At 53.4% G+C, this 7603-nt stretch carries 8 protein-coding genes; 6 read left to right on the top strand and 2 right to left on the bottom strand.

Annotated features, from left to right (window positions below; all coding sequences use genetic code 11):
- The first annotated feature begins 232 nt into the window (after positions 1-232).
- Positions 233-2083 (top strand): PAS domain S-box protein, encoded by a 1851-nt coding sequence (locus tag AC0QHF_RS22800; RefSeq protein WP_324706550.1) that lies wholly within the window; start codon positions 233-235, stop codon positions 2081-2083.
- Between the two features lie 111 nt (positions 2084-2194).
- On the top strand, positions 2195-2650 hold the full coding sequence (locus AC0QHF_RS22795) for a nitrate reductase associated protein (RefSeq protein ID WP_324706549.1): 456 nt from the start codon (positions 2195-2197) through the stop codon (positions 2648-2650).
- Between the two features lie 98 nt (positions 2651-2748).
- Here the strand turns inward: AC0QHF_RS22795 and hypE are convergent, their stop codons facing one another.
- The gene (gene hypE, locus AC0QHF_RS22790) at positions 2749-3795 is read right to left on the bottom strand and encodes a hydrogenase expression/formation protein HypE (protein WP_324706552.1); all 1047 of its coding nucleotides are present in this window, start codon (positions 3793-3795) and stop codon (positions 2749-2751) included.
- 112 nt (positions 3796-3907) lie between these two features.
- Between hypE and AC0QHF_RS22785 the strand changes: the two genes are divergently transcribed.
- A complete protein-coding gene (locus AC0QHF_RS22785; protein WP_324706548.1) occupies positions 3908-4369 on the top strand; it encodes a hypothetical protein in 462 nt (153 codons plus the stop codon).
- A 57-nt stretch (positions 4370-4426) separates the two neighbouring features.
- Entirely contained in the window at positions 4427-4870 is a 444-nt protein-coding gene (locus tag AC0QHF_RS22780; RefSeq protein WP_324706547.1) for a hypothetical protein, read from the top strand.
- 155 nt (positions 4871-5025) lie between these two features.
- On the opposite strand, the gene AC0QHF_RS22775 is transcribed toward AC0QHF_RS22780, so the two are convergent.
- Positions 5026-5373, bottom strand: a complete 348-nt coding sequence (locus tag AC0QHF_RS22775; protein ID WP_324706546.1) for a hypothetical protein — start codon at positions 5371-5373, stop codon at positions 5026-5028.
- Between the two features lie 326 nt (positions 5374-5699).
- Here AC0QHF_RS22775 and tmk point away from each other — a divergent pair, with 326 nt between their 5' ends.
- Together tmk and AC0QHF_RS22765 are read left to right on the top strand one after the other, a co-directional pair.
- Complete coding sequence (tmk, locus tag AC0QHF_RS22770) at positions 5700-6353, top strand: dTMP kinase (RefSeq protein WP_324706551.1); 654 nt, start codon at positions 5700-5702, stop codon at positions 6351-6353.
- Between the two features lie 26 nt (positions 6354-6379).
- Positions 6380-7372, top strand: a complete 993-nt coding sequence (locus AC0QHF_RS22765) for a DNA polymerase III subunit delta' (protein WP_324706545.1) — start codon at positions 6380-6382, stop codon at positions 7370-7372.
- Positions 7373-7603: the final 231 nt, after the last annotated feature.

Here is a 7603-nt window from a genome sequence, read left to right as displayed (position 1 = left end):
AAGTCAGTCAGGCTCAGCCTGCATTTACTGTTTGACCCCAGAATCCCCGTCGCTGTCTTCGCGGGGAGTTTGTCAAATTGACTGGCGGGAATGATTGGTGGAGCTGCTGCTCGTTTCGGTTTTCCCGTCGAATTCCTCCTTTTCGGGTCTGTAAGTCCATTTTGTCCGATTACTTACACGAACTCGTAGATTGCTTTTTTCTCTCGCACCTTCCGGAAGATCCCCCCGACCGATGACCCATCGAGATTCAGAAATTTTAGTCGTCGAAGATAATTTTTCCGACCTGCATTTGTTGGTCAATCTGCTCTCGAATGCGGGGTATCGGGTGCGGGTCGCCCAGACGGGGAAATTGGCGATCGCATCCGTTCAAAGCCGCAAACCGGGCCTGGTGATGCTCGACATCAAACTCCCGGATATCGACGGCTACACCTTGGGTTGCCAACTCCAATCCCTGCATCCGAACCCCTCCGTGCCGATCATTTTTGTCAGTGCTTTGGATGAATCCGAATGCAAGGTCCGGGCTTTTCAGTCGGGGGGGGTGGACTATCTCACCAAACCTTACCAACCTCAAGAGGTTCTCGCCCGGGTGAAACTGCACCTCACCCACGCCGAATTGCAGCGGCAACTCGAAGCCCAAAACGACCACCTCCGCGAACATGAAGAGCGGTGGCAGTTGATGATGCGGGGGACGGGGGACGGTATTTTCGACTGGAATATCGGGACGGGATGCCTGTTGATGTCGGCCCAATATTGCACGATGTTGGGTTATAAAAAGGACGAGCTTTGCCCCAAAATTGAAACTTGGAAAGGGTTGTTGCATCCGGTCGATCGCGATCGGGTTTTGCGACAGTTGGACGCCTATCTCGACCGCCGGATTTCTGAGTTTGCGATCGAATATCGCCTCCGCTGCAAAAGTGGGGGTTACAAGTGGATTTTCGCCCGGGGACAGGCGGTGTGGAACGGGACGGGAAAGCCGCTGCGGATGGTGGGGACGCACCAGGATATCGACGACCGCAAACAGGCGGAGTCCGCCCTCCGCTACAGCGAACAAAAATTTCGGACGGTCTTCGATACCATTGCTTCGGGACTGCTGATCATTTCTCCCCTGTGCGGTCTGCTGGAAGTGAATGATACCCTCTGCCAGATGTTGGGTTATTCTGAGTCGGAATTGCTGGCGATGGAGATCGAGGATCTCATCGATCCGACGGACCGCCGTCTGACTTCCGACGTTTTGAAAAAATTGTGTTTCGGGGAATTGTCTTCCTATCAAATCGAGCAGCGTTTTATGACTAAAAATGGCCGGTCAATTTGGGGACTGTTCAACGCGACGATTATGGAAACTCCCGGTCAAGTCCTCTATACGATCGCCCAAATTGTGGATATCAGCTCACGGAAGGCGATCGAACAGATGAAAGATGACTTCATTTCCACCGTCAGCCACGAACTCCGCACTCCCCTCACGTCCATCCAGGGGTCGCTGCTGTTGCTCTCTTCCGGACTGTACGACAATCAACTCGAACAAAAAAAAAAGATGTTGGAAATTGCCACCCAGGAAACCGTCCGCCTGGTGCGCTTGGTCAACGATATTTTGGACTTGCAACGGCTGGAGTCCGGACAAGTCGTATTGGTCAAAGAAAGCTGCAATGTCGCGGATTTGATCGCCCAATCTGTGGCGGTGATGGAACCCCTCGCCAGCCAAGAAAAGGTGGCGGTTGTCAGCCACGCTGTCGAGGAAAAAGTGTGGGCGGCCCACGATGCGATCGTGCAAACGTTGACCAATTTGATCGGCAATGCCATCAAGTTTTCTGAACCCGATTCTGAGGTGAAAGTGAGTGCCCAACTTCGGGAAACAGACGTTCTCTTTGTCGTCCGGGATTGGGGATGCGGGATTCCGGCAGATAAACAAAAACTGATTTTCGAGCGGTTCCAACAGGTGGATATGTCCGACAGTCGCAAAAAAGGCGGGACGGGTTTAGGCCTGTCCATCTGTCAAAATATCGTCCACCAACACGAGGGAAAAATATGGGTCGAAAGTCGGACGGGCGAAGGGAGCACTTTTTATTTTACGTTGCCCCGGGCGTGATAGAATAGGGAGTGGGGAGTAGAAATAAATTTCTAACTTCTCACTCCTCCCGAAGCAAGGAATCTAAAATTAGGGTGCCTGGCTTGCGCCCCGACAATCTAAAATTAAAAAATGAGTCAATTATTTAAGTTTGAAGATGATTTCGTGTCCTCCTTGCGGTGTATTCCGATGGCGGTTCGCTACAAGTTGGACACCTGCGGCGTGAAGCTGAAATTGGCCCACTGGAATCAGTTCGATCTCGAGGTCCGCCGGCGGTTGGTGGAGGAACCGGCGGAGACGGGGGAAGAAATTGATGCCTATCGCAATTTGCTGCAAGATTTTGCCGCGCGGTACACCGACATCCCCCTCAAAGATCTGCCCGTCGAGGACAATCCGCCCTGGCAAAATGGCGATCGCATCCCGGAAGCGGTGCTGCAAAAAGCGGCGGAAACCGAGACGGAAATCTCCCCCGAACAGTGGAAACACCTGACCCCGCTGCAACGCTTCGCCTTGATCAAACTCAGCCGTTCCAGCCACGAAAATGCGAATTTTATCCCGGCATTGAGGGAATTTAATATTCTCACTTAATATAAAATCCGGTTAGATATCCAAACCGCTTGTCGAGGGTGACGGGGATGGGGAGGTTGGGAGGAAACCGGAAAACTCTCCACCCTACACCCTATACCCTAACAAATGCGGGGCAACTGTTCTCCACTCAGCAGGTCGATGATGCGGGTGGCGCCGATTTTACTCCGCATCGTCACCCGTGCCCCGGTGCGATCGCCCACCGTTCCGATCGCGCAGGCACTCGATTCTTTTTGTTGTAAAATCGCTAAACTTTTCTCCCGATCTTTTTCGGGGATAAAGGCGACGAATCGCCCCTCGTTGGCGACATAAAGGGGGTCGAATCCGAGGATTTCGCAGGCGCCCCCCACGTCTTCCCGGACGGGTATTTTATTCTCGTCGATGGCGATTTTCAGGTCGGTGGCGGTGGCAATTTCATTCAACGCACTCGCCAACCCCCCTCGGGTCAAATCCCGCAGGCAGTGAATGTCCACTCCCGCATTTAACAACTCCAAAACTACGTCCGCGACGGGGGCCGAATCGCTCTCGATGGTGGTTTCAAATTCCAACCCCTCCCGCACTGCCATGATGGCGATGCCGTGGCGTCCGAGGTCGCCGCTCACCAAAACGGCATCTCCGGACTGTACGGACGTTGGAGAAATGGCGAGGGGATGTTCGATGATTCCGACTCCGGAGGTGTTGATAAAAATGCCGTCACCCTTGCCGCGATCGACGACTTTTGTATCGCCGGTGACGATTTTAACGCCGGCTCGTTTTGCCGCCATTTGCATGGCTTGAATGATCCGCCAAAGTGTCGTCATCGGCAACCCTTCTTCCAGGATAAAACCGACGCTGAGATAGAGGGGGCGGGCGCCCGCCATTGCCAGGTCGTTCACCGTCCCGTAAATCGCCATCGAGCCGATATCTCCCCCCGGAAAAAATAGCGGATTGACGACGTAAGAATCCGTCGTCATGGCAATTTTTTGACCGGGTAAAGTCAGGGTGGTCGCGTCGTGGGGAATTTCCGTCGCCGTGCCGAAGGCGGGACGAAACATTTGGTCGATCAACTGGTGCATCAACCGTCCGCCACCGCCGTGGGCCAGCAGGACGTGGGGATAATTTTGAATGGGGATCGGACAGGTGAGGGTCAAATCTTGGTTGGCTTCCATTTTCGGATTGGTCGGCTGCAAATTCGGCTCGTTTTGGCGTTTCTTCCGTCGGGTGTTATAACTATAACATCTTCTGTGAAAATGTTAAAATCCCGATGGTTGGATTCTCGCCGTGAACCGTCAATTTTACACCGATCGCCGCTTTTGGATCTACGCGATCGCCTTATTTGTGGGATATACCCTCGCCGGTTGGTTTCTGGCCGCATTTGAGGCGCCTGGCTTCGTGTGGTTGGGGATGTTGGGAATGACGCTGCATTTGGCGAAGGCGGGTACCGAGGCGATTATTGTGGCGAATGCTTGGGTAGTGTCCGTGATGTTCGTGGGGGCGGTTCTCAAGACCTGGCCGACTGTTTGGCTGCCGGATTTGCCGATGCGGAATGCGTCGCTGTGGGCGATGATTTTGATAGGATTGTGGGGGTTCGCGATCGCTTTGGTGATGGGGTTGGCGTGGGGGCCGCGTCTCCTGGAACGGTTCGGTTTGAAGCCGGAACGCCACTTTTATTTTTTGTTGGGAATTCCCGCCTCCGGCTTCGGTTTGGGGTGTTTAATTTTTTACCTCGGTTGGTTTCCCTGATGGAAATGATTTATTGATCGGCAATATTCGGCTATTATAAAAGGAGATACCGGGGCAGTGACAGAGCGATCGCAGCGGCCAGAAACCATCAACTCGTCCGACTATCGGTTGAGAACGCCGGAGGATTATTTGCAAGGGATGGATGCCGAGATTTTGCACAGTTTCGATGCCCGACAGCGGCAGGCGATCGAGCGGCTTTTGCGGGATGCCATTCCCAAACCTTCCCCCAAAGTTGTCGATTTGAGGTTTACTGTTGATCTGATTTTGGGTCGCTTTTATGTGGTTTTATTTGTCGGTAAAGAACGCCGTCGCGGGGTCCGTTCTTACCTCCCGGCGAGGGCGACTCAGGTCGGAAATGCGATCGCGGCGATCGTCCTGTTGGTCGGTTTGAACCTGCTGATCACGTCGGTTTTATTTCTATTGCTGTACTTGCTCAAATCGGCTTTGGGGATCGACTTATTTTCCGGGGAACACCTGATCGACAAGTTGAATAAATTTTGAGCAGATATCGCCTTAAAAATGATCTCTCAGTCGGAGTTCAATTAAGATCGGGATTCGGAACCCGACTGCCGCCGTACTTTCGCGGATGGAGATGCTACAATCATCCAATTATTTGCGCGGTACAATATTACCCGTAATCTTGACGAGTTTATCGCCTAAAGGGCGATACTTTCGAGCAAATCCCACTGCCGACAATCGACGATCATTTGGCTGATCAACTCGAACATCTGATGGCAGTGGTTGTTGAGTTTGAGGGGCAATTCCTCATTTTTAATCATCAGGGTCATTTTCGTCTCGTTTTCCGTAGAGGTGGCGGTGTCAAATACCACCTCCGCCGTCACCAGTTTGGCGATCGAAGCTTGACCGATCGCCTCCCGGCCGATCAGGGAACTCGGGGTTTGATAGGTAATCTCAATATTGCAGGCTTCCAGCATTTCAATCAAGATTTCCCGCACATATTCAATCTCCACGGCCATTACAAAAAACCCGGTGTAGCGAGCCATAATTCACTCCAAATTGATGAAAATTGACAATCGCCCTCAGTCGTGCTGAAGGGGGCGTTGGACTGCGGTCGAACCGCCGAGGATGGGATGTCCCGCACCGCCACAGACTCAATCTCCCAAACCCCGATCTATTTTACAGTGAAATTCAGTGAATTCAGTCATCCAAAACTCTTTTTTGACCCCATCGGCGCTAAAATTGACTTGGGGTCGATCGCACTGACCCCCCGAAAAGCTACTGAAATTTGCAGCGAAACGACCCGGGTCAGCACATCTAAGGAAAAAATTGCGATCGCCAACAAGGAAACGGAATGGAAAAGTCCAAACAAATGCGCGGAAAATTGATTGTATTTGAAGGCATTGAAGGCTGCGGAAAAACCACACAAATTCGGGCAATTGAGGGCTGGTTGCGGGAAAAATTGGGTTCGGACGGGCTGGAAATTGTCGTGACGCGAGAACCGGGGGGGACCCGACTTGGCCAACATTTGCGAGAATTGCTGCTTCACTGCGACGAAAAAGCTCTCCTGAGCGATCGCGCCGAATTGCTGTTGTACGCCGCCGACCGCGCTGAGCACGTCGGGGGACTTCTCAAACCGCACCTGGCACGGGGTAATATGATTTTATGCGATCGCTTCACCGATTCCACCGTCGCCTACCAGGGCTACGGCCGGGGCTTGGATTTGGGTGAAATTGACGCTCTCAACCGCATCGCCACGGGGGGGCTCGAACCCGACCTGACCCTGTGGTTGGACGTCCCCGTAGAGGCCGGACTCAACCGCGTCCAAGTCCGGGGAAACGGCGATCGCATCGAACGGGCGGACTTGGAATTTCACCGCCGAGTCCGGGAAGGATTCGCCCACCTCGCCCGCACCCACCCCCACCGCATCGTCCGCGTCTCGGGCAATGCAGACCGCGATCGCGTCACCCGAGACATCCAAACCATTTTAACCCAATATTTGATAAAATGGAAAATAATTGATTAATTTTTAATGATTAATTGTGAATTAAAATGACCGACCCATTTTCTCCCTTAGTCGGACAGCCCCAAGCCGTAGAACTTCTGACTCGGGCGATCGCCCTGAATCAGATCGCCCCCGCCTATTTATTCGTCGGGAGTCCCGGCATCGGACGCAGGTTGGCTGCCACCTGTTTTGTGGAATTGCTGCTGCAAGAACGGCGGACGGGGGGAACAGGAAATCCGGAAGACTATCGCCCATCCCTCAAGCACCGGGTAAACATGAGAAACCATCCCGATTTATTGTGGGTGGAACCGACTTATTTGCACCAGGGAAAACTCCTCACCGCGACCGAAGCCGAAGAGGCGAAGTTGAAACGCCGCGCCCCCCCGCAAATTCGCCTCGACCAAGTTCGGGAAATCGGTCAATTTCTCGGCCGTCCCTCCCTGGAAGCGATGCGATCGGTGGTGGTGTTGGAGGGGGCGGAAACGATGGCGGAGGCGGCGGCAAACGGCCTGTTAAAAACGTTGGAAGAACCGGGACGGGCGACTTTAATTTTGATCGCCCCCGGCGTCGATTCTTTGCTGTCCACCCTGATTTCCCGCTGTGCGAAAATCCCCTTTTATCGTTTGTCTGAAACGGACATGGCGGAGGTTTTGACGCGCAACCACTGCGGCGAAATTTGCTCCCATTCCGAGGTGATGGCGATGGCTCAGGGGAGCCCGGGACAGGCGATGGTCTGCTGGGAACAATTGCAGACCATCCCCACCGAATTGCTCGAAAAAGTCCGGCGGCAACCCCGAAATTTGCGGGAGGCTTTGGAATTGGCGGCGGAAATTGCGCGATCGCTCGACAACCCCGCACAATTGTGGCTGGTGGACTATCTCCAGCACTGCTACTGGCTGCAGTACCAAAACCGCGCCGAAAATTGGCAAACCGTCCCCGCCCTACTCCAACATCTCGAACGGGCACGACGGCATCTCCTCACCTACGTCCAACCCCGCTTGGTTTGGGAATGTACGTTGATGGCGTCTTGCTATTTATAGTCGGGGCTTTTCTGTGCTGCGGTGAAATCCTTCGCCGGATGGGGTGTCTATCGGGCGGCACATTCTCCCATGATTTAAGAATAGGTCAAGTCGAGGAATTTGTCAAGGGAAGTTATGGGAAATTTAGGGAGGGTTGGGGATGGATATTTGTTGCCACTCCGAACGGGTTGCGATTGGGGTGGGGATGGGAAAAGATAGCGATCGCACTCTGTGTCCTGGAGTGTCTGGTGT

The sequence above is a fragment of the Lyngbya sp. CCY1209 genome, assembly GCF_055795065.1.
This window is presented reverse-complemented; position numbering and strand designations above follow the sequence as displayed.